Origin of the sequence: Nocardioides agariphilus (assembly GCF_015352445.1) — a bacterium.
Taxonomy (GTDB): domain Bacteria; phylum Actinomycetota; class Actinomycetes; order Propionibacteriales; family Nocardioidaceae; genus Nocardioides; species Nocardioides agariphilus.
The window spans coordinates 12,428-33,477 of sequence record NZ_JADKPO010000018.1 but is presented as its reverse complement, the minus strand read 5'-3'; the positions used below and the strand labels follow the sequence as shown (position 1 = coordinate 33,477).

The 21,050-nt window shown below is 69.8% G+C and carries 21 protein-coding genes; 12 read left to right on the top strand and 9 right to left on the bottom strand.

Going from position 1 to position 21,050, the window contains the following annotated elements; genetic code table 11:
• Positions 1–10: 10 nt before the first annotated feature.
• From ISU10_RS14060 to ISU10_RS14050, 3 genes are all read right to left on the bottom strand, one after another.
• Entirely contained in the window at positions 11–1,720 is a 1,710-nt protein-coding gene (locus ISU10_RS14060) for a bifunctional 3'-5' exonuclease/DNA polymerase (protein WP_370865376.1), read from the bottom strand.
• Between the two features lie 192 nt (positions 1,721–1,912).
• The gene (locus ISU10_RS14055) at positions 1,913–2,485 is read right to left on the bottom strand and encodes a GNAT family protein (protein WP_228500883.1); all 573 of its coding nucleotides are present in this window, start codon (positions 2,483–2,485) and stop codon (positions 1,913–1,915) included.
• Between the two features lie 119 nt (positions 2,486–2,604).
• Complete coding sequence (locus ISU10_RS14050) at positions 2,605–3,174, bottom strand: ABATE domain-containing protein (RefSeq protein ID WP_194697037.1); 570 nt, start codon at positions 3,172–3,174, stop codon at positions 2,605–2,607.
• A 193-nt stretch (positions 3,175–3,367) separates the two neighbouring features.
• Here ISU10_RS14050 and ISU10_RS14045 point away from each other — a divergent pair, with 193 nt between their 5' ends.
• The gene (locus ISU10_RS14045; RefSeq protein ID WP_194697036.1) at positions 3,368–4,183 is read left to right on the top strand and encodes an alpha/beta hydrolase family protein; all 816 of its coding nucleotides are present in this window, start codon (positions 3,368–3,370) and stop codon (positions 4,181–4,183) included.
• Positions 4,184–4,249: 66 nt separating this feature from the next.
• Here ISU10_RS14045 and ISU10_RS14040 read toward each other — a convergent pair whose 3' ends face one another.
• Positions 4,250–5,032, bottom strand: coding sequence for a nucleotidyltransferase domain-containing protein (locus tag ISU10_RS14040; RefSeq protein ID WP_194697035.1), 783 nt, complete (start codon positions 5,030–5,032; stop codon positions 4,250–4,252).
• A gap of 81 nt (positions 5,033–5,113) precedes the next feature.
• Positions 5,114–6,064, bottom strand: coding sequence for a Gfo/Idh/MocA family protein (locus tag ISU10_RS14035; protein WP_194697034.1), 951 nt, complete (start codon positions 6,062–6,064; stop codon positions 5,114–5,116).
• Between the two features lie 169 nt (positions 6,065–6,233).
• On the opposite strand from ISU10_RS14035, the gene ISU10_RS14030 reads away from it, so the two are divergent.
• A complete protein-coding gene (locus ISU10_RS14030; protein ID WP_194697033.1) occupies positions 6,234–7,202 on the top strand; it encodes an EamA family transporter in 969 nt (322 codons plus the stop codon).
• Here ISU10_RS14030 and ISU10_RS14025 read toward each other — a convergent pair.
• Together ISU10_RS14025 and ISU10_RS14020 are read right to left on the bottom strand one after the other, a co-directional pair.
• A complete protein-coding gene (locus ISU10_RS14025; RefSeq protein WP_194697032.1) occupies positions 7,160–8,929 on the bottom strand; it encodes a M1 family metallopeptidase in 1,770 nt (589 codons plus the stop codon). The genes ISU10_RS14030 and ISU10_RS14025 overlap by 43 nt on opposite strands.
• Positions 8,930–8,957: 28 nt before the next feature.
• The gene (locus ISU10_RS14020) at positions 8,958–10,034 is read right to left on the bottom strand and encodes a hypothetical protein (RefSeq protein ID WP_194697031.1); all 1,077 of its coding nucleotides are present in this window, start codon (positions 10,032–10,034) and stop codon (positions 8,958–8,960) included.
• 362 nt (positions 10,035–10,396) lie between these two features.
• Here ISU10_RS14020 and ISU10_RS14015 point away from each other — a divergent pair, with 362 nt between their 5' ends.
• The 9 genes from ISU10_RS14015 to ISU10_RS13975 all read left to right on the top strand — a co-directional run bounded on the left by ISU10_RS14015 (position 10,397) and on the right by ISU10_RS13975 (position 18,309).
• On the top strand, positions 10,397–10,993 hold the full coding sequence (locus tag ISU10_RS14015) for a VC0807 family protein (RefSeq protein ID WP_194697030.1): 597 nt from the start codon (positions 10,397–10,399) through the stop codon (positions 10,991–10,993).
• Positions 10,994–11,234: 241 nt separating this feature from the next.
• A complete protein-coding gene (gene pcaDC, locus ISU10_RS14010; RefSeq protein WP_442417791.1) occupies positions 11,235–12,410 on the top strand; it encodes a bifunctional 3-oxoadipate enol-lactonase/4-carboxymuconolactone decarboxylase PcaDC in 1,176 nt (391 codons plus the stop codon).
• Positions 12,407–13,588 carry a thiolase family protein gene (locus tag ISU10_RS14005; RefSeq protein ID WP_194697029.1) on the top strand — a complete coding sequence of 394 codons (1,182 nt, stop codon included), beginning with the start codon at positions 12,407–12,409 and terminating at the stop codon, positions 13,586–13,588. The genes pcaDC and ISU10_RS14005 overlap by 4 nt, the downstream gene beginning before the upstream one ends.
• Positions 13,585–14,244, top strand: coding sequence for a 3-oxoacid CoA-transferase subunit A (locus ISU10_RS14000; protein WP_194697028.1), 660 nt, complete (start codon positions 13,585–13,587; stop codon positions 14,242–14,244). Before ISU10_RS14005 ends, ISU10_RS14000 begins: the two co-directional genes overlap by 4 nt.
• Positions 14,241–14,861, top strand: a complete 621-nt coding sequence (locus ISU10_RS13995; protein WP_194697027.1) for a 3-oxoacid CoA-transferase subunit B — start codon at positions 14,241–14,243, stop codon at positions 14,859–14,861. The genes ISU10_RS14000 and ISU10_RS13995 overlap by 4 nt, the downstream gene beginning before the upstream one ends.
• On the top strand, positions 14,858–15,511 hold the full coding sequence (locus tag ISU10_RS13990) for a cation efflux transmembrane domain-containing protein (RefSeq protein ID WP_194697026.1): 654 nt from the start codon (positions 14,858–14,860) through the stop codon (positions 15,509–15,511). The genes ISU10_RS13995 and ISU10_RS13990 overlap by 4 nt, the downstream gene beginning before the upstream one ends.
• A gap of 221 nt (positions 15,512–15,732) precedes the next feature.
• Complete coding sequence (locus tag ISU10_RS13985) at positions 15,733–15,876, top strand: GPGG-motif small membrane protein (protein ID WP_194697025.1); 144 nt, start codon at positions 15,733–15,735, stop codon at positions 15,874–15,876.
• Positions 15,877–15,950: 74 nt separating this feature from the next.
• Positions 15,951–17,015 carry a C45 family autoproteolytic acyltransferase/hydrolase gene (locus ISU10_RS13980; RefSeq protein WP_194697024.1) on the top strand — a complete coding sequence of 355 codons (1,065 nt, stop codon included), beginning with the start codon at positions 15,951–15,953 and terminating at the stop codon, positions 17,013–17,015.
• 19 nt (positions 17,016–17,034) lie between these two features.
• Complete coding sequence (locus tag ISU10_RS13975) at positions 17,035–18,309, top strand: glucose-1-phosphate adenylyltransferase family protein (RefSeq protein WP_194697023.1); 1,275 nt, start codon at positions 17,035–17,037, stop codon at positions 18,307–18,309.
• A gap of 135 nt (positions 18,310–18,444) precedes the next feature.
• Here ISU10_RS13975 and ISU10_RS13970 read toward each other — a convergent pair whose 3' ends face one another.
• Together ISU10_RS13970 and ISU10_RS13965 are read right to left on the bottom strand one after the other, a co-directional pair.
• Positions 18,445–18,780 (bottom strand): hypothetical protein, encoded by a 336-nt coding sequence (locus tag ISU10_RS13970; RefSeq protein WP_194697022.1) that lies wholly within the window; start codon positions 18,778–18,780, stop codon positions 18,445–18,447.
• Entirely contained in the window at positions 18,777–19,505 is a 729-nt protein-coding gene (locus tag ISU10_RS13965) for an EcsC family protein (RefSeq protein ID WP_194697021.1), read from the bottom strand. The genes ISU10_RS13970 and ISU10_RS13965 overlap by 4 nt, the downstream gene beginning before the upstream one ends.
• An 89-nt stretch (positions 19,506–19,594) precedes the next feature.
• Between ISU10_RS13965 and ISU10_RS13960 the strand changes: the two genes are divergently transcribed.
• Entirely contained in the window at positions 19,595–21,004 is a 1,410-nt protein-coding gene (locus ISU10_RS13960) for a threonine/serine exporter family protein (RefSeq protein WP_194697020.1), read from the top strand.
• Positions 21,005–21,050 lie beyond the last annotated feature (46 nt).

The window sequence follows — 21,050 nt, the reverse complement described above, 5'->3', positions numbered from 1 at the left end:
CGGTTGCCCATCATCCGCCCTCGGCCTGGAAGCTGGCTCGGCCAGTGGCGGTGGCGGCGTCCGAGCCGTCGCTCCTCGCCGAGGACTCGTCGCTGCCGGGTTTGCCGGCATCGGCATAGCTCCGCACCACCGAGACGTTGAGCGGGAAGTCGACGGCGACATCTCGGAACACCAACCGTCCGGCTGTCGCTGCGGCGTCCGCGACCTCGCGGGTGACCGACTCGGCCAGCGCCTCCGGAGTGTGCACGACCACCTCGTCATGGAGGAAGAACACCAGGTGCGGTCGGGTGGTGAGCTGGCCATCGCCCAGCCGCCACAGGCGGTTGCGCAGGTCGGCGATCCAGCACAGTGCCCACTCCGCGCCGGTGCCCTGCACGACGAAGTTGCGGGTGAACCTGCCGAAGGCCCGGCGTCGTGCGGCCATCCGGTCGGGGTCGGGCGGTGCCTCGTCGTTGTCGTGGTCCCAGGCGTCGCCGATGCTGGGGGACCCGCGACCCAGCAGGGTACGCACGACCTCGCCCCGCTCGCCCGCTCGGGCCGCTGCCTCGACCAGTCCGAACGCCTGGGGGTAGCGCCGAGTGAGGCTGTCGAGGATGCGACCGCTCTCACCGGTCGTGGCGCCGTACATCGCGCCGAGCAGGCCGAGCTTGGCGTCGCGCCTGCTCGCCACCGCGCCAGCGTCGACCATGCCCTCGTAGAGATCGGCACCGCGGGCGGCCGCTGACAGGGCGAGGTCGCCGCTCATGCCGGCGAGGACGCGTGGCTCGAGCTGCGCCACGTCGGCGACGACGAGGAGCCAGCCTTCGTCGGCAACGGCCGCCGGTCTGACGTGGGCGGGGATGGAGAGAGCGCCACCGCCGTTGGACGACCACCGACCCGTCGTCGAGCCGGCCGGCTGGTAGGACGGCCGGAACCTGCGGTCCCTGACCCACTGGTCGATCCAGTCCCAGCCGTTGTTCTGGAACAGGTGCGCGAGCTGCTTGTAGCGAAGGACGGACTCGATGCCCGGATGGTCGAGCCGTCGCAGCGACGATGCGCGGGTGTCGGCGACGTCGAGGCCGGCACGTCGCAAAGCGGCCAGGAGCTCGGGGCGCGAGTCGGGGTTGAGTCGCGGTGCGTCGAGCCGTTGCCTCACCTCGGCCGCGAGTGCCTCGAGCGCCGCCGGTCGCTGACCGCGCGGAGGACGCGGGCCGAGGCGTTCGGCCAGCAGGCGCTGGTGGAGCTCGATGCTCCAGGGCAGCCCGGCATGGGTCATCTCGGCCGCGACGAGGGCTCCCGACGACTCCGCGGCGAGCAGGAGCGCGAGCTTCGCCGCATCCGGGGACGCAGCCACGGCCGCCAGCTGGCGCTGGTCCTCGACGTAGGCGTCGAGGTGCTCGAGCGAGTCGTCGGGCGCGAAGAGTGCCGGCTCGCCGGACGCACTGGGTCCGAGGCGGTCCCAGTGCTCGGCCTCGCCGTCGAGCAGCCCTTGGTCGACCGCGGGTGCTCGCCGCAACAGCTGGTGTGCGAGCCGCAGGTCGTGACAGCGCTCGACGCGGACGCCGGCCTCCAGCAAGGGTGGGTACCACCTGGCCGTGTCGTCCCACACCCACCGCGGAGAGTCAGCCTCGCGGCCGGCGACGAAGGCCGCGAGGTCGGTCATCGACAGGTCGTGTCGGCTCCCACTCTCCCGAGCGAGCACGCGCTCGCCCGGAAGCCGGGAGACCCAGATGCGCGACACACGGGACACCTTGGCACCCACCTGGGACATGCGGCCGTAGGAAGTCTCGTGGACCGTGCGAACCTCAGGCGACGAGGGGATCCCGGGCCGAACCTGTGACCAGTCGGATGACGAGCAGTCGCGAGCAGGAGTTCACCGAGTAGCGTCCCGGAGGTGGCGATCCCGCCGCCGTTGCTGACCCGGTCGAGCGATTCATCGGGGCGCAACGACCTTGCGCATGACGGTGTTCTTGAGTCCCTTGGGCCTGACGTACTCGAAGCCCATCCGCTCGTAGACGGGTCGCGTCGCGTTGTAGAGGAACGACGAGGAGACCTTCTTGGTGGGCCTCTCGTGGGGGTATCCCTCGACGACTCCGCCTCCGGCCTGGGCGATCAGGTCCAGAGCGCCTTGGATCGCGAACTCGGTCACGCCCTGCCGGCGGTGGTCGCGGTCGACGAAGATGCAGGTGAGCCGGTAGTCCGGCACGAGGTCGGCCTCCGCGTCGTACTGCTTGCGGTGGTGGATGTTGGGCAGCTCCTCCGGCGATCCGTACTGGCACCAGCCGATGGCCTGGTCGCCGCTGAACACGACGGCCGCATGCGCCCGGCCGTCCTCGACCAGCCGGCACTTGAGCTCGCGGTTGCTGTCGTAGGTGCGGTCGGGGTCCCTCTCCAGTGAGTGGAAGTAGGTGTCCCAACAGCCTCCGAAGATGCCGTTGTGCTTGGCGATCAGGGCCGCGTAGGCATCCCAGGTCTCCGTCGACAGAGGCTTGATCTCCCACTCCATGGGGACCATTGTGAACACCTTCGATTCGGATGCACCTTCGCGGTAGTACCGATGACAGCAAGGCCCTTCCGCCTGCTCGACGTTCTTCCAGCCGGTGCGCGAGGGGGGCCAACGCCAGGCTAGTGCTTGCGGCGTCGACGATAGGCCCGCGCGGCGTAGCGGTCATTGCAGTAGCTGCAGCAGTACTTGCGAGTGCCCGCCCGGGTCCGGTCGACGAACACGCACCGGCACGGATCGCTGCCGCAGACGCCGAGGCGACGGGTGCCCTGCTCGGCAACGAAGGTGGCAAGGGCCGCCGGGAGGCGTGCCTCGAGAGCGGCGACGCCGCGCAGTCCGAGGCCGACCTGGAGGAAGATCGCGCCGTCGTGCTCCGTCAGGAGTGGGACCGCTCGAGCCTTCACCAGCAAGGGGTTGAGCACCTCGGCGGCGGTCGTGTCGTCATCGGTCTCGAAGACGCTGCGCATCGCGTCCCGCAACCTGCGCAGGCGAGGGAGGTCTCGTTTGGTGAGCTCGCCTGCCAGCTGTGCGTGTCCGACGCGAGTGAGCACGTGCGTCAGCCACTGGAGGTCGACCAAGCGGTCGGGCGGGTCCTCCAGGAGATCCATGCTGTTGACGAGCAGCAGCGCCAGCTCGACGTCGGATGCCGGCACCATCGCGTCGACCAGCCAGTCGCTGGGGAACCCGTTCATGGCGTCCTCTCGGTGATCGAGCGTGTCGAGATCACGATTCGGCGTCAGTTGCTAGCGGCTCTATGCTACCGACGTACCTCGCGTCAGTCTTAAAACCCTCTTTACTACTGATGCAGCAACTGATGCATGGAGGTGCGAGGTGCAACCACGACGGACAGCCCTGGTGGCGGTAGCGGCCTTGATGGGAGGACTGATGGCGGGCGTCAGCACGACGTCGGACGCGGCGCGCCCCGCGGCTGCTCGACCAGTCGCGAGTGGGGTGGTCGTCGAGGACATCTCGATCCCGGTTCCGGGTCAGGACCCCGTGCAGGCCTACCTGGTCAGACCCGCCGGGGCGCTGAAGAGGCACTCGGCTCCGGGTGTGCTGTGGTTGCACTGGCTCGGCGAGATCAACAACGACCGCAGCGAGTACCTCCCCGAGGCCATCACCCTGGCCGGCGAGGGTGTCGTCTCGGTGCTGCCGCTCGGCTACTTCCCGTGGGTGCCCAATCCCGACGGCACGACGGGCGACGTCACGCTCGTCGAGAACCAGGTGGCGGCCTTCCGGCGGGCGCTCGACCGGCTCGCCGCCGTCCGTGCGGTCGACGACGACCGCATCGCGCTGGTCGGACACGACTACGGCGCCATGTACGGCGCGCTGCTCGCCGACTCCGACCACCGCATCTCCACGATGGTGCTCCAGGCTCCCGATGCGCTGATGGGCAACTGGTTCGCACAGTTCTGGCTGCAGCTCGAAGGTCCCGAGCGCGACGCCTACCTCGCGCTGTTCGACGATCTCAACCCCGTCGACCACGCTGCCCGACTGGGTGACCAGGTCTACATCCAGTGGGCCGAGGAGGACTTCTACATCGGCCAGGACGTGCGCGACGCCTACGCCGCCTCCAGCCCCGACGCCGTCACGAAGCTCTACCCCCGCCAGGACCACGAGTTCCGCGACAGCGCCCGCGTCGACCGTCTCGACTGGCTGCGGACCCACCTGGTGACTCGTTGGTTGAGGAAGGCGCGCTAGCGCCTGTCTCGAAACCCGGTGACTGGACTGCTCTCCCAGTACCAGTGAGCTTGCAGAGCAACCTCCTCAACCAGCGGCGGTCGCGAGCAGCTCGTCCTGCCAAGCGAAGCACTCGGCGGACAGCTCGCGCAGCCTCTCCACTCCGGGCAGGAGGGTGTCGATCCGGGCGGCATCCTCCTGCCGCAGGTCGGTGTGGAGGTAGCGGAACAGGTAGTCGTGTCGGGCCGGGCAGTCGCGCGCCCTCAGCAGCTGGATGACCGGAAGCAGCGCGAACCTCAGATAGAGCGACACCGCCTCGGGCAGATGGCCCCGCGCCGTGGCTCGGTTCACGAGCCACTCCGCGACCAGCCGGCGCTGGCGGATCTGGTCGATCGTCTCGGCGGCGCCCCGATGCAGCCCCTCCTCGTCGTCATGACGCACCACGACCAGGCCGTCGGGGTCGAAGCGGACCAGCGGCGTGCCGTGGCGGCGTACGTCGATGCAGCGGTGCTCGTCGGTCGGTTCGAAGACGACCAGGTCGACCAGTCGGGTCGGCGTCGCGAGACCACCCGGGTCCTCGTCCAGCGTGGCGAAGAGCTGGCGCCCGTCGGAGTACGTCGACTCGGGGAGCAGCCACAGACTCGTCAGCCCGAACGACTCCTGCAGCGAGGCGACCAGGTCGGCGAACACACGCGCGAACGTGCCCGGCGCGGCGAGCACGTTGAGATCGAGGTCGGAGTGGTCGTCGTACCCACCCGTCGCCGCCGAACCGCCGACCCAGCACGCCCGGACGTCCGGGTCGGCTCCGTGGCGAGCGTCGATCCAGGCCAGCATGTCGTCGTACCGGGAGAGGTCCGCGGCTGAGGTCATGGTGCGGATCCTGCCCTTGTCACGCGCGGGACGTCATACGAATTGGTCGCCATAGCGACCACTTCGTATGACGTCCGCGAGCTACGCGCGCAGGCGTTCGATCCACTCCATGACCACGACGGCCTGCTCGATCGTCGACCGGCTCTCGGCCTTGCCGCGGCAGGCGTCGCGGAACTCTCGCATCGCTGCGGCGTACCCGGCGCGCTCGCCGCCCATCAGCAGGGGGCTGCAGTAGTGGTGGGACTCCTCATGGGCGCCGGGGCTGTAGGCGGTGACCTCGTCGAGCGTCCAGGACACCGACCAGCCGTCGACGCAGGTCACGGTGGTCTCGAAGGTCTCGCGGTTGCGGGTGTTGGACATCCGCAGCGAGCCCCTGGTCGTGCGAGTCGTGAAGTCGGCGGTGACGAAGCAGTCGTCCTTGCGGGTCTGGGTGACCTCCGCGCTCGTGAGCGTGTCGGCAGCCGGCCAGTCGAGCACGTCGGCCATCACCCCGAGGGCGTGGATGCCGGAGACCAGCAAGAAGGTGTCGAGCGGGTCGCGCGACCACAGGCCTCCGCGGGGAGATCCGACGTGGTAGTCCATGGCGACGTGCGAGATCCGGCCATGGGTGGCGACGAGCTCCAGCGCGGCGCGGGTCATCGCGGCGTACCTGAGGTTGAAGCCGACGAACGACGCGACCGGCTTGTCGCGCTTGCTGACCATCTCGGCGTACCTGCGCAACGGAGCCGCGCCGAACGCGGCCGGCGTCTCGACGTACACCGGCATCCCGATCTCGGCGGCCACGGCCAGTGCGGACTCGTGGGACGCCGGGTTGTCGGCGAGGACGACGGCATCGAACTCGCCGACCGAGAGGTACTCCTGGACCGTGGCCTGCACGCCCTCGACCCCCCAGGTGTCGGCAAGCTCCTGTGCGTAGGTCGACATCGAGGCGATCGCCGTGAGCTGGATGCCGGGAGTGCTCCTGAGCGTGGGCACGGTGACGTCCGCGGCGTGCTGGTCAGCACCCCACAGTCCGACGCGGAGGACGGTCATGTCCAAGAGGTTGACACGTTGGACGCCGTTCGGCAGAAGAACCGGTCAAGACAGCTCCAGACGGCACGTGGCGGCGGGAAATCGCGGTGCGGTGTCCGAAAAGCATCCGGCCCGGGGGGCGCCTGCTCCCTACGATGGAGCCGTGCAGGAGCAAACCGATCGTTGGCAGATGACAGCCCCGCCGGCCGTGGCCACGGTGCCACCCGCTGCGTGGCTCGTCGCGGTCGCGCTCGGCATCGTCTACGTGGTCTGGGGATCGACGTACCTCGCCATCCGCGTGCTCGTCGAGGACCTGCCGCCTTTCGCCTCGGCCAGCTGGCGCTACCTGGTGGCCGGGCTGCTGCTCGGGGCCGTCCTCGCCCTGCGCGGAGGCGTACGTCGGCTGCGCGTCGCCCGCCGCGAGCTGGTCGGGTGCGCGGCGCTCGGGCTCCTGCTGCCGGCACTCGGCAACGGCCTGGTCATGCTCGGCGAGCAGAAGGGCGCGCCCTCGGGGATCGCCGCACTCTTGATCGCTGCGGTGCCGCTGTGGGTGATCGTCTACCGGCGCCTGACCGGCGACCGGCCCAGCGCCCGTACCCTCCTCGGAGTACTGCTCGGCTTCGCGGGCCTGGTCGTCCTCATCGCCTCGCAAGGGATCAGCGGCGACGTCCCGGTCGTGGCCTGCCTGATCATCATGGGCGCGACCGTGTTCTGGTCGCTGGGGTCCTGGTCGCAGCCGCGACTGCCGCTGCCCAAGGACGCCTTCGTCCTGGCGGTCTACGAGATGCTGTTCGGGTCGGTCTGGCTGCTGCTCCTCGCGGCCGTCCGAGGCGAGCACCTCCTCCCGACGTCGGCTCCGCTCGATGCCTGGCTTGCCTGGGCGTACCTGGTCACGTTCGGGTCGGTGGTCGCCTTCACCGCCTACGTCTGGGTGCTCAGCGTCGCACCGATCTCCCTCGTGGCGACCTATGCCTACGTCAACCCGGTCGTCGCCGTCTTCCTCGGCTGGCTGATCCTGTCGGAGGCCGTGACGATGCCGATCGTGATCGGCGGTGCGGTCGTCGTCGGTGCGGTCGCGATCGTCGTCTCGGCCGAACGCCAGAAGGCTCAGGCCGATCAGGCCAGCACGCGGTCGACGGCGTTGCGCGTCACCGAGTGATACGTCGGCCGCGCGCTGGCGTAGATCTGCCGCGCCCTCGCCAGTCCGGTGGGCGTCGCGGCGAGCTTGGCGTAGACGCGTCGGACGTATGCCGCTCGTCCGTGCCTTGTCAAGAAGTCCGCCACCGCGTCGTCCTGGTCGGCATCGTCGAGTGCGAAGCCTGACTCGATCGAGAGCTCGAGCCACGACGTCGCCACCTCGATGTTGCGGCTTCGGCTGAACCCGTGAACCGCGTCGACCTCGTCGAGCCGTGCGGAGGGCAGGTCGCTCGGGAGCGCGCGTACGAAGTGGACCCACTGCTGCGAGACCCAGCCGGCAGTGTCGAGGGACCTTGCTTCAGCCCCTGCGAGGAAGGCAGCCACCTGGGCGTCGACGACGTCGAACGCCGCGGACTCGAAGTACGGCGCGTTGTCAGGCACTCCGGGTCCGTGCACCCACTCCTCCAGTCGCAGGTCCTCGGGCGAGATGCCCATGGGGTCCAGCAGGTCGCGACGCAGTTCGCTGAGGAAGATCTCGGTCGTGACCGAGGTGAAGGCGTGCCGGTCGAAGTAGTCGCGCAGGAAGACGTCGAACTGCTCGCGGCCGACGGTCTGCTCGATCAGCCGCAGCAGCAGAGAGCCCTTCTCGTAGGGCACTGTCATCGGGCCGCCGGGATCCTTGCCGGTGAAGTCGAGCTCGAGCCAGGTCATCCTCGGGTCGAGGCGCTCGACCTCCTCGTCGAGCTCCTGCCGGCCGAGCCGCTGGATCATCCGGGTGTAGGTCTCGCCGTAGATCGCCTCGTCGATGCGCGTCTCGAAGTAGACCGTGAAGCCCTCGTTGAGCCACACGTCGTCCCACTTCGCGTTGGTCACCAGGTTTCCCGACCACGAGTGCGCGAGCTCGTGGGCGATCAGCGTCACTAGTGATCGGTCGCCCGCCAGGATCGTGGGCGTCACGAAGGTGAGGCGCGGGTTCTCCATGCCACCGAAGGGGAAGCTCGGCGGGAGCACGAGCATGTCGTAGCGCCCCCATCGATAGGGACCGTAGAGGCCCTCGGCCGCGATGATCATCTGCTCGACCTCGCCGAACTCCCACGCCGCGGACTCGACCACCGACGGCTCGGCGTACACCCCACTGCGCGCGCCAAGTGACCGGAACTCCAGGTCGCCCACGGCCAAGGCGATCAGGTACGACGGAACGGGTTGCGGCATCTCGAAGCGGTAGACGCCGTCGTCGGAGCGGTCCTGCGGGTTGGCTGCACTCATCACGGCCAGCAGGTCCTCGGGCACCCGGATGGTCGCGGCATAGGTCATCCGCACGGACGGGCTGTCCTGACAGGGGATCCACGTGCGCGCCAGGATCGGCTGTGCCTGGCTGAAGAGGAACGGCTTGTCGCCCGAGGTCTGCGCCGGCTCCAACCACTGCAGGGCATCCGCGCCTTCGCCCGTCGAGTAGTGCACGACAACGCTGTCGGTCCGGCCGATCTGGACCGACAGGCTGCGGCCGAGGACCGGGTCGTGCTCGCCGAGCTCGTGCGCCAGCTCGACACCCTCACCGTCGGTGACGCGATCGATCACCAGACCGCGCGTGTCGAGCACGAGCGTGCCGACGTCCGGTTCGCGCCGGTCGAGGTCGAGCGACGCGCTGCCAGTGATGGTGCGAGTCTCGAAGTCGACCGTCAGGTCGAGCGAGAGGTTGCGAACGGCGACCTCGTCGGGTCGCGCGTGCGAGTGCGGGTCTCGAGACATGCCGCCCAACGTAACGGCGCCGCGACTCTCAGTCGGGTGCGGGTGTGGCCGGCGTCAGCAACCGCTTGCGCACAGCAGCCTCGATCGCCGAGCCGGACGTGGGGGAGCCGGGGTGCTCGGGGACCGACGTGACCGCGACGGCCACCAGATCGGTGTAGGCGTCCTGGCGCATCCGGGTGGCCAGGCGTTGCGCGGTGCTCTGCGCGCGGGTCAGCACGGTGGTGAGCACAGCGCCGCCGACGCCGAGGGCGCCGACGATGGAGGGGATCCAGCCGGTGGCCTGACCGCGGAACGCGAAGAAGCCTGTCAGCAGCAGGATCGCCACGATGCCGATGATGATCTGCAGGCGGTAGAGCCGCATGAAGCGGAAGAAGCCGTGCGGGGAGTTGAGCTTGGCGTACGGCTTGACCAGGGTCGTGGGGTCCTGGTCGAGGACCAGCAGCTGGTACCACCGGCGTACCTGCTCGTAGAGCTCGTCACGCAGGTCGGGCGCGCGTGACCACGAAGGGTCCTCGGCCACCTTGCCCCAGGCCTCGATGCTGCCCGCGATCGCGGGTGCGCTGAGCTCGTGCATCTGGCCGGACTTGAGCCGACCGAGCATCCGGCTCAGCTCGCGACGCCGGTCCACGCCGAACAGGAACAGCAGCGACACCCCGGTCTGCTTGCCGCCCTCCTCCCACGCGGAGTCCGGGCCCAGGCCCCAGTAGCACTCGGCCAGACCGCGGGCCAGCAGGTAGCCGTTGGCCGCGCCCTCGTTGCGCCACGCCAGCGAGTCCTGCACACGGGCGTCGAACTCGAAGAAGTACGACGACACCTCCGCCCACGGCCGACCCATGGCCAGCTCCTCGTCAGCGTCCTCGGCGTCGACACCGAGCAGCTTCGAGAGCGCCATCATCGTCTGGATGGCGGAGCGCTGCGCCGCGGCGTACCCCCGCTGGGACCGCAGGGGCAGGGTGTACTCCGGCTGGTCGGGCAGCGAGGTCGTGGCCGGCCGCGGGCCGTCGGGCCACGAGCGGCCGCGCAGCTCCGCGACGACCCAGCCCAGCCGCACGGCGGTCTCGACGTCGGCTGAGGTGGAAGGGCTTGGTGTGTCGTCGCTGCTCATCCCGCTCCCGATCGGATACGTGGCCAGGAGAAGTATGGCGTTCGGGCGCCGTTGTCGGATGTAGTCATGGCGGAAGGGTCTTCCGGGTCAGCAGCGCTAGCCCCCGCGGACTATTCACCTGGTCCATGTGGGTCATTTCGGACTGATTCGCCTTGGCTGGTGCGGACCAGCGCATAGTTTTTGCATCAACCACCGGTGGAACCCCCCCGGATGCCCTAGCGGGCGTCTTCCCCCGGTGGACCAAGCTGAAGAGCCGGTCCGTCCGGCAGGACGGGTCTCGCATGTCCCTGATCACCCCCGCTGTGGCCCCCTCCTCAGCACCTTCTGCAGCCCCGGTCGCCCCCCGGCCGGGGCTCGGTGCTGTGATCAGGCGGGTCGCGGTCAGCATCACCGTCGGGTGCGCGATCCCGGGTGCGTTGTTCTACGCCGCGTTCGCCCTCGCCGGCGTGTGGGTGGCGATCGGGTTCGCGCTGGCGTGGTCGTACGGCGCGATCGCCTGGCGCGCGCTCACCGGCCGATGTACCTCCGGGCTCCTGGTCCTGACAGCGGCCGTGCTGACAGGTCGCTCGCTGATCTCGTTCGTGGCGGGCAGCCCGTTCCTCTACTTCCTGCAGCCGATCCTCACCGACGCCGCGATCGGCGTCGCCTTCTTCGTCTCCCTGTTCTGCGCCCGCACCCTGGTCGCCCGGCTCGCCGGCGACTTCTACCCGATGACCGAGGAGATCGCCGCACGACCGGGCATCCAGCGGCTCTTCCGCGTGCTCACCGCCATGTGGGCATTGCTCTACCTCGGCAAGGCCACCTTCACCCTCTGGCTGCTGCTCTCGGCGTCTCTTGCCGACTTCGTGCTGATCAAGGGTCTGACCGTCACCGTCGTGAACTTCTCCGCCGCCGGCCTGACGATCCTCGTCGCCGCCACCGTCGGACGGCGGGAGGGGCTGGTCGCGGTTCGGGCCTGACGGGGTGGGCGGAATCCCCGGACATCCGGGGATCCCGTCACTGGTGACCCCGGAGGCTTCCCGAAACCAGCTCACCACCAGCCGTACGGGTCACAAGTCGTGAGACGGGGCTCCACCATAGGCTCGGCCGGGCCTGGAATCGGACCTCAACTTCAGGGGGAGACGGTGTTCGTCACCTACCCCGACACGCAAGACTGAACCGATGAGCACCCGCCGGCGTGCTGGCCGAAGGAGGACCCACGTGACCCCCATCCTCACCGGCGTGCGGATGTCCGGTGCCGCGCATCGCGCCGAGCTCCCGTTGCTGGTCCTCGGCCCCTCGCTCGGCACGAGTGCCGGTTCCGTGTGGACCGCGTGTGCGGGCGGGCTGACCGACGCGTTCGACGTACTTGCGTGGGACCTGCCGGGGCACGGCCACAACCGGTCGGTCCCGGATGAGCCGATCACGGTCGGCGACCTCGCCGACGGCCTGCTGGCGCTGGTCGCCGACGTGCAACTGCAACGCGGCGACGACGGTGCGCCGTTCGCCTACGCCGGCGTCTCTCTCGGCGGCAGCGTCGGGTTGCAGCTGCTCCTCGACCACCCCGACCGCGTCACGTCGGCCGCGCTGATCTGCACGGGTGCGCGTATCGGCACTCCCGCTTCCTGGGCCGACCGCGTCGCCAAGGTGCGCGCTTCAGGTACGTCGGGGCTGGTGTCGATGTCTGCCGAGCGATGGTTCGGTCCGGGCTTCCTCGAGCACCAGCCGGCGCGCAGCAGTGAGCTGTTGCACGCATTGAGCGAGGCGATGGACGCGGGATACATCGCCGCCTGCGATGCCCTCGCGAGCTTCGACGTCCGTGACCGGCTGAGTGAGATCTCCCAGCCAGTGCTGGCGATTGCGGGCTCGGAGGACCCGACGACACCGCCGGCCTCGCTCCAGGAGATCGCCGACGGCGTCAAGGACGGCCGCCTGGTCGTGCTCGACGGTGTCTCGCACCTCGCGCCGGCCGAACGGCCCGAGGAGGTCGCCGCCTTGCTGCGCCGGCACTTCCTCGGGCAGAGGGTCGATCGCGCGCCAGGTGAGGTCGTCCGCCGCGAGGTGCTCGGCGACGAGTGGGTCGACCAGTCCTTCGCCAACGCCACTGACCTCACGCGGGAGTTCCAGGACTTCATCACGACCTACGCCTGGGGTGGGGCCTGGACCCGGCCCGGCCTCGACCGTCGCAGTCGCTCGATGGTGACCGTCACCGCGCTCGTCGCTGGTGGGCACCATGAGGAGCTCGCGCTGCACCTGCGGGCCGCGCGCCGCAACGGGCTCAGCTGGACGGAGATCAAGGAGATGCTGTTGCAGACCGCGATCTACTGCGGGGTGCCGGCTGCCAACACGGCCTTCCGCATCGCCCAAGGAGTCCGCGACGAGGAGGTCGACCAGTGACGAGCGCGTTCCTGTACGCCGCGGCGAGGACGCCGTTCGGACGCTTCGGCGGTGCACTGGCCGGCGTACGTCCCGACGACCTGGCCGCCACCGCGATCACCGGTGTGCTCGCCAAGGCTCCTGGCCTCGACCCGGCGGTCATCGATGACGTGGTCTGGGGCAACGCCAACGGCGCCGGTGAGGACAACCGCAACGTGGGTCGGATGGCGGTACTGCTTGCGGGACTGCCGGTCTCGGTGCCGGCGGTGACCGTCAACCGACTGTGCGGCTCGTCGCTCGACGCGGCCATGATCGGCTCGCGGGCCATCGAGTCCGGTGACGCCGACATCGTGCTCACCGGCGGCGTCGAGTCGATGACGCGTGCCCCGTGGGTGCTGCCCAAACCAGACCGCGCCTATCCCGCCGGCAACGCCACCGCCGTCTCCACGACCCTGGGCTGGCGGTTGGTCAACGAGAAGATGCCGGCCGAGTGGACCGTGTCGCTGGGTGAGGCCAACGAGCAGCTCGCCGACCGGTTCGGCATCAGCCGAGAGCGACAGGACGAGTTCGCTGCCCGCTCGCACAACTTGGCGGATGCTGCCTGGGAACGCGGGTTCTACGACGACCTCGTCGTCGCCGTACCTGGCGTCGACCTGGCCCGCGACGAGGGCATCCGTCCCGGGTCGTCGCCCGAGAAGCTCGCGGGTCTGAAGCCGTCCTTCCGCAATGGCGGGTCGATCACGCCAGGAAACGCATCTCCGCTCAACGACGGTGCTTCCGCGGTGCTGCTCGGATCGGAGTCCGCTCGCGACACCATCGGTGTCGACCCGGTCGCGCGGGTAGCAGGCCGGGGCACCTTCGCGCTGTTGCCGCAGGACTTCGGGATCGCGCCGGTCGAGGCAGTCGAGCAGGCCCTCGCTCGCGCGGGGATCGGTTGGGACGACGTTTCCGCTGTGGAGCTCAACGAGGCATTTGCCGTGCAGTCGCTGGCCTGCGTCGATGCGTGGAAGGTCGACCCCGAGATCGTCAACACCCAGGGAGGCGCCATCGCGATCGGCCACCCGCTGGGTGCCTCGGGGGGCCGGATCCTCGGCACCCTCGCCCACCGGTTGCGCGAGTCGGGGGGGCGCTGGGGAGTCGCTGCCATCTGCATCGGCGTCGGCCAGGGCCTGGCTGTGGTGTTGGAGAACCTCGCGTGAAGGTGACGTTCCCGGAGTCCGCGGACGCGGCGGTCGCCGATGTGGCTGACGGTTCGACGGTGCTGGTGGGTGGCTTCGGGCCGGCCGGCATGCCGTACGTCCTCATCGATGCGCTGATCCGCCAGGGTGCCACCGACCTGACGATCGTCAACAACAACGCGGGCAACGGCGACACGGGCCTGGCTGCACTCCTGTCGAAGGGTCGAGTGCGCAAGGTGATGTGCTCGTTTCCCCGCCAGCACGACTCGTGGGTCTTCGACAGCCTCTATCGCGAGGGTCGCATCGAGCTCGAGCTCGTCCCCCAAGGCAATCTCGCCGAGCGGATGCGGGCTGCGGGGGCGGGGATCGGCGCGTTCTTCTGCCCGACCGGGGTCGGCACCCCGTTGGCCGCCGGCAAGGAGACCCGCGAGATCGCTGGCCGCACCTACGTGCTGGAGTACCCGATCCACGGTGACGTCGCGCTCATCGGTGCCCACCGCGCCGACCGCGCGGGCAACCTTGTCTACCGCAAGACCGCACGTAACTTCGGGCCGGTGATGGCGACGGCCGCCGACCTCGTCGTCGCCGAGGTGCGCGAGGTCGTCGACATCGGGGCGATCGACCCCGAGGTCGTGGTGACACCTGGCATCTACGTGGATCGCGTGGTCGTGTCATGAGGACCATCGACGAGATCGCCGCGGCCGTTGCGGCGGACATCGCGCCGGGCTCGTTCGTCAACCTCGGGATCGGCCAGCCCACCAAGGTCGCCGATCACCTGACAGCCGAGTCCGGAGTGGTGCTGCACACCGAGAACGGCATGCTCGGCATGGGCCCGGCCGCACTTCCGGGCCACGAGGACTGGGACCTCACCAACGCCGGCAAGCAGGCGGTCACCGAGCTGCCCGGAGCGGCGTACTTCCACCACGCGGACTCCTTCGCGATGATGCGCGGCGGCCACCTCGACGTCTGCGTGCTCGGCGCGTTCCAGGTCTCCACTCGAGGAGACCTCGCCAACTGGCACACCGGCGCTCCGGATGCGATCCCCGCCGTCGGCGGCGCGATGGACCTGGCGATCGGCGCCAAGCAGGTCTTCGTGATGATGACGCTGTTCGCCAAGGACGGCTCGCCCAAGCTGGTCCGCGAGTGCACCTATCCGTTGACCGGGCTGGCCTGCGTCACCCGCGTCTACACGGACCTCGCGACGTTCGAGGTCGGAGCACACGGTGCGCGTGTCATCGCGACGTACGGCGTCGACGTCGGCCGTCTCGAGGAGCGGCTGGGGTTCGAGCTATGAGCCCAGACGACCGGGTCGGGCCGGGACCGCGGCACCCCGACCGCATCGATGCGGGTCGGCTGCGCCGGATCGTCCTCGCCGTGGCGATGTTGAACTTCTCCTACTTCTTCGTCGAGTTCTCGGTGGCGCTGGCCGCCGGCTCCGTCTCCTTGTTGGCAGACAGCGTCGACTTCCTCGAAGACACCGCGATCAACCTGCTGATCTTCGTCGCGTTGGGTTGGCCGATGGCCCGACGGGCCTGGATGGGGAAGGCCATGGCCCTCATCATCCTGGGCCCGGCGGCCGTGGCGGGCTGGCAGGCGATCCAACGCTTCTCCGACCCGGTCGCACCGTCGGTGGTGCCGGTGGTGCTGGCCTCGCTGGGCGCGATCGCGATCAATGGGACCAGCGCCTGGTTGCTCGTCAGGGTTCGTCACCACGGCGGTTCGCTGAGCAGGGCAGCGTTCCTCTCGGCGCGCAACGACGTCCTGGTCAACGTGGCCATCATCGTCATGGCCCTCGTGACCCTCTGGACCGCGTCGGGCTGGCCCGACCTGATCCTCGGCTGCTTCATCATCCTGCTGGCGCTGCACGCGGCCTACGAGGTCTGGGAGGTCAGCGAGGAGGAGCGGCTGGCATCGAAGGCCATTGCTGGAGAGCCCATCGACTGAACGACCTGCCGGCGCACGCGGGCGGCTTCGGGCTATCTGTGACTCAGTCACAGGTCCTCACCCGGCCGGGTGGGAAGCACCCCGGGCACTCACCCCATCGGGCGCTGTGGAGGAGGTGCGGCGTCTGGTTGATTAGAGGTGACGCGGTGGGCACCTCCCGCGCGTGCTGGGAGCTCAAGGCATGACTTGGCCCAGGTTTTCGCACTCACAAGGAGCGACAGATGTTATTCATCCTCTGGCTGATCGCCGTGGTCCTGGTTATCTGGGGCATCGTGACCCTGGTCCGCGGCCAGGTCCTGATGGGCGTTGTCCTGATCATTCTCGGACTGCTGGTCGGCCCGGGTGGCGTCAGCATCTTCAACTAGCTGGACCACACGACGTACGGCGCCCGGAGCACCCGCTCCGGGCGCCCTTGCGTCCGCCCTGCTTGACTACGTCCGTGACATCGTTCGTCACCTTCTCCTCGACAGCCACCGACCCCTACGAACGTGGGGTCGAGCTGGGCACGGCTCTGTCCGACCGCGTCGGCAGCACCGTCGCGGCGTACCGCCGGCTGTGGACGTGGCTCGATCCCGCCTTCGACATCGCGTGGTGGGGTGATCGGGCGCTCGGCTCCATCCAGGCCCGCGCCCCGCACGCGGCTGAGGAGATCGCCGGGATCGCCGCGGGCTCCGGCCGCGGTGTCGAGGAGATCGCCGCACTCAACGCCCGCACCGAGGTGCTGGCCGGCATCGCGCCACGCATCGCGGCCTCCGAGTGCTCGACGGTGGTCGCGACTCCCGACGGGTGCGCGCCGATCGCCGTGCAGACCTGGGACTGGTACCCGCAGATGCGCAACGGGTGGTTCGTGTGGTCCTTCGAGACGGCGACGGGTCGCCAGGTCACGACCCTCACGGAGTACGGCGTGCTGGCCAAGATCGGCGTCAACGACGCGGGTCTCGGCGTGATGCTCAACATGCTCCACCACGAGGCCGACGACCAGCTCGCCCTGGGTGACGAGGCACAGGTCGGCTTCCCGGTCCACGTCATGCTTCGCACGCTCCTCGAGCGCTGCGACACCGTCGACCAGGCGCGTGATCTCGTCGGCGCAGCGAACTTCACCGCGTCGTCCGCCCTCACCGTCGTCGACAGGGGCGGCGACGCGGCATCGCTGGAGACCTTCCCCGACGGGGTCGGCGAGGTGAAGCCCGAGTCCGAGCTGCTCGTACGCACCAACCACTTCGTCTCCGCCGAGGGCGAGCCCGGCTGCCAGGCCGGCCTGCTGGACGACAACTCCTGGGTTCGTCGCGATCACCTGGTCGCCACCCTCGGCGCCCAGCCGCCGACGTCCGCTGCCGACGTACTCGACGCCATGACCCACCACGTCGAGGCCGGGCCCGTGTGCCGGCACCCGGCCGAGGTCGACAGCCGCGACTACCTGGAGACCGCGACCCTGGCCACCGCCACGCTCGACGTCGAGCGCGGGCAGCTGTCCGTCCTCCGGGGTGGTCCCTGCCAGGAGTGAGCCTGGCTAGCGTGCGGGGATGACTCCTGGGCGCCTACCGAGAATCCGCCGTGGCGACGTGCTGGCGCTGGTGCAGGCAGGTGGCGAGGGGTCCCGGATGGACGTGCTGACGCGCGAGCGGGCCAAGCCGGTGCTGCCGTACGGCGGCACCCACCGCCTCGTGGACTTCGTGCTGTCGAGCTTCGCGAACTCGGGGCTCGTCGACGTGTGGGTGAGCGTCGAGTACCAGGTGGCCTCGATCGACGACTACCTGTCGGGCGGGCGCCCGTGGAGCCTGGACCGCAACCGAGGCGGGTTCCGCCGGATGGTGCCGCAGTCGGGCGGCGGGTCGCCGACCGAGGACGAGTTCGCCCACGGCAACGCCGACCTGCTGCTGCGGATGAGTCGCGACCTGATGCACTTCGGCGCCGAGACCCTCGTGGTGGCCAGCGCTGACCACGTCTTCGCCGCCGACCTCGATCCGGTGGTCGAGCGGCACGTCGAGTCCGGCGCGGACGCGACCGTGCTGACGTCCGAGGTCACCAAGCGCGAGGCGAGCTCGAACGTCGTGGTCCTCACCGACCGCGCGGGCCAGGCCACCGGCGTCGAGGTGAAGCCGTCGCGCCCCAGCTCGGGCGTGGTGGCCACCGAGATCTTCGTCTACCGCACCGAGTCGTTGCTCGAGGCGCTGTTCGAGCTACGTCGCGAGCTCGGCGCCGGCGCCGACGACGAGGCCGCCGAGGGCGAGAGCGCCGACAGCGGGCTGGGCGACTTCGGCGAGCACCTGCTGCCACGGCTGATCTCGGGGGGGACGGTCCGCACCGAACCGCTGAGCGGCTACTGGCGCGACCTCGGTCGTCCGGGTGCCTACCTCAACGGGCACCGGGACCTGATCGCCGGCCGCGTCGACGTGTTCGACCACGAGGGCTATCCCGTCATCAGCCACTGGGACGACCGGCCGACTGCCCGCCTGCGCGCGGGTTGCCATGTCGAGGACACTCTGGTCTCACCTGGCGCCGATGTGTCGGGGGAGGTCGTGCGCTCGGTCATCGGGCCCGGTGTGGTCGTCGCGAAGGGAGCCCGCGTGGAGGATTCCGTGCTGTTCGCCGACTGCCGGGTCGAGGCCGGGGCCCACGTGTTCACGACCATCGCTGACGACCGCTCGACGTTCGGCCGCGACAGCCTGGTCGGCGAGTTGCCGACCAGTCGCATCGCGCGCGACGAGGAGGTCACGCTGGTCGGCCAGGACTCCTCGGTAGGCCGGCGTCAGCACGTGGCCGCGGGAGCACGTCTGGAGCCGGGCACCACGGCCTGACACATTTCGGCCTTAAGGGTGAAGCGCAACACCCCCTGCGCGTCATACTCTTCTGGTCACAGGGGACCTCGTGTGCGACGAGCTCGTACTCGCGGAGAAGGCCCGAATCCATGGGGTTCGGGCCTTCGTTCCTGTCTAGGGCTCCTCGGCCGGAGGCTCGAGCTCGCGTCCCGGACCGGAGCCCCAGTCGCGTTCGGCGAGACTGGCAACACCGGCGGTCAGCTGGTTGCGCACCTGCTCGACCTGGTCGGCGAACCGCCCCGAGGTCTGCCGGTCGATCGCGGCGCCGGCTCGGTGCAGGAAGTCCTCGATGTCGGCGCGGTGGTCGCGGACGTAGGACCCCGTGGCGTCCAGGCCGCGCAGCACCGCCTGCTCGGCTGCGGCTGCGGCCTCCTTGACGCGCTCCTCCAGCTGGAGCTCGTCGACGACCTGCTTGAGCTGGTCGGTGATCGGCTTGTCGTCCCTGCTCACTGTGCACCTCCGGGCCGATCGCCGGTGCGCGGCGGGAACTCCGCGAGTGCGTGCTCGGCGATCCGCTTCATCATCCACCCGTCCACCACGGCGCCCACCACACCGCCGAAGAACGGCAACGCTCGACCCAGACGCGAGAAGACGCGCTCGAAGACCCCACGCATCAGCCGGAAGCCGACCGCCTTGTTGACCACCATCAGTGCAGCAGGCGAGAGCTTGCCGAGGGCCAGCTTGGTCAGTGCACCACCACCCGTCGCCATCCCGGCCTTGGCCAGCACCTCGTCGGCCCGCGACCCGACGAGCGTCAGCAGCACCGCCGTACGGACGTGCCTCTCATCGACGTCGTAGCCGCGCAGGTGGGCGATGCCGCCCACCATGCGGGTCGCCTGGACGTAGAACTCCGCCACGTTGACCGGCAGTGCGACTGGCATCGTCACGAAGCCGCCGAGCCCGGTGACGAAGCCGCCGACCACCCCGCCGATGAAGTGGAGACGGACGATCCGTTCGATCGCCGCCTCGGGATCAGACGTACGTCGGCGCGCGGAGTCGGCCATCGCCGTCGCCGGCCGCAAGGGGCCGCGGCCGTCGAGGCCGGCGTCCATGAGCATCTGCACGACGCGTGACATGGCACCGTCGTCCGGCACGCCCGCTCGGGCGGCCTCCAGGGCAGAGGCCGTATGGGTGGACTCGGATCGTCCGGGTCGGAGCAGGTCGAACAGTCCCATGCCGGCCAGGCTACGGGCCGGGCCCTCGGACGGGCACAACCTCGAGGTCACGGCGGAGTCTGACCCGCATGGGCCACACTGGTCGCGCCATGGCCGCTGGACCCGACCGCCCCGACGACGCCGTCAGTGACGAACGTGCTGTCGACACGCCGTACGAGACAACCGAAACGTCACGGACGGCGAACACCCGCGAGATCACCGCGACCATGGACCTCGCCCTGCGCATCGGCGAGGTGCTGCTGTCATCGGGCGCGGGTGCTAGCGACGTCAGCGCTGCGATGAACAACGTCGGGCGGGCCTGCGGGCTGCGACGGTTCACCGCCGACGTGACGTTCACCGAGCTGACGATGACGGCGCAGACCGCTGGGGACGCCGTCCCCGTCATCCAGATCCGGCAGGTGCGCTACCGCGAGGTCGACTACGGCGACCTGACGCTGGTCGACCAGCTGATCCGCCAGGTCGTGGCGGGGGTGATCGGTCGCGAGTATGCGAGTCGCCGCCTCAACCAGATCATCTCCTCGGGCCACTCGCGACCGCGATGGTCGATCTCGCTGGCCCTGGGTGTGATGGGCGGCAGCATCGGGCTGTTCCTGGGCGGGGACTGGGTCGTCGTACTCGTTGCCGCCGTGGCCGCCGTGCTGGTGGACCTGTTGCAGCGGCGGATGGGCAGACGCCGGCTGCCGGCGTTCTACCAACAGGTCGCGGGCGGGCTGCTCGCCACGCTGATCGCCGTCGGGGTGACCGCCACACCTGCGCAGGTCTCGCCCAGCCTGGTGATCTCCACGAGCATCGTGCTGTTGCTGACCGGGGTGAACTTCCTCGGCGCCATCCAGGACGCGCTCACCGGCTTCCCGCTGACGGCCGGGGCCCGGATCCTGGAGGCGTTCCTCGCGACGGCGGGCATCGTCGCCGGCGTGAGCGGCGGGCTGCAGGTCGCCGACGTACTGGGTGTGGACCTCGGGCACGTCAGCCCGGGCGCCTACGCCCTGGCTGACTGGCCGGTCATGGTGGTCGGCGGCGCCATCGCGGCGGCGGCCTACGCCTTCTCCGCCTACGCCCCCGAACGCTCGCTGCTGCCCATCGCGATCGTGGCGGGCCTGTCGATCGGGCTGTACGCCGTGGCGCTCGACCGCGGTGTCGGCATCGCGTGGTCCTCGGCCCTGGCCGCCCTGCTGCTGGGACTCGTCAGCTATCCCGTGGCCAGGCGTGTGCGCGTGCCGTCGCTGGTGGTCGTCGCGGCGGGCATCTTGCCGTTCCTGCCCGGCCTGTCGATCTACCGCGGCCTCGGCCTGGCCGCCACCGACGCCAGTGCCGCGCTGCTCGCGATGGTGACCGCGATCGCCATCGCGCTCGCGTTGAGCTCGGGTGCCATCCTCGGCGAGTACCTCGCCCAGCCGATCCGGCGCGAGGCGCGCCGCCTCGAGGCCAAGCTCGCCGGCCCGCGCATGGTCGGCCCGCACAGCGTGCGGCACGAGCGCGGCGTGCGTCGCCGACGGTGAGCCGGTCGCATCGGGTGCCCAACCCTCAGCCGAGCCCCCAGGCCAA